This is a genomic window from Mesorhizobium sp. M2E.F.Ca.ET.219.01.1.1 (genome assembly GCF_004016445.2).
Classification (GTDB): Bacteria; Pseudomonadota; Alphaproteobacteria; order Rhizobiales; family Rhizobiaceae; genus Mesorhizobium.
The window spans coordinates 1-377 of the sequence record NZ_SADT02000091.1; the positions used below are offsets into that span (position 1 = coordinate 1).

General features: G+C 63.1%; 1 pseudogene. It reads right to left on the reverse strand.

Annotated elements, in window-relative coordinates:
- Positions 1–186: 186 nt before the first annotated feature.
- Positions 187–377 (reverse strand): annotated as a pseudogene (locus tag EN862_RS35050) (hypothetical protein); the annotation flags it as partial.

Sequence of the window (377 nt, forward strand, 5' to 3'; positions counted from 1 at the left end):
CGATCGGATCGCGCGCCACCTTGTCGTAGAAGGTTTGCGTCAGGCGGCTGAGCACCTCGGCGCCGCCGGCCCATTCGAACAGCGTCGGAATATCCTCGTCCATCATCGATCCTCGCCTGTCGCTTGCCGCGGACGATAGCGGAAAGATCGAAGACGGCTCAACCTGCCTCGATGGCCAGTTCACGCCTACAATTTGGCGGGCGCCTCGGCCTGGGCGTTTGGCGAGGGTGCCACGCGGCAGTTGTCAGGCTTCGGTATGACGCCGCAGATGGTGGCGCCGGTCAGCGCGTCGACCGATTGCGGTCCAGTCGTCAGCCCGAGCTTCAACATCATGTCCGGCTCAAACTGGCGATGGCTCGAATACGACTGTATTGCCG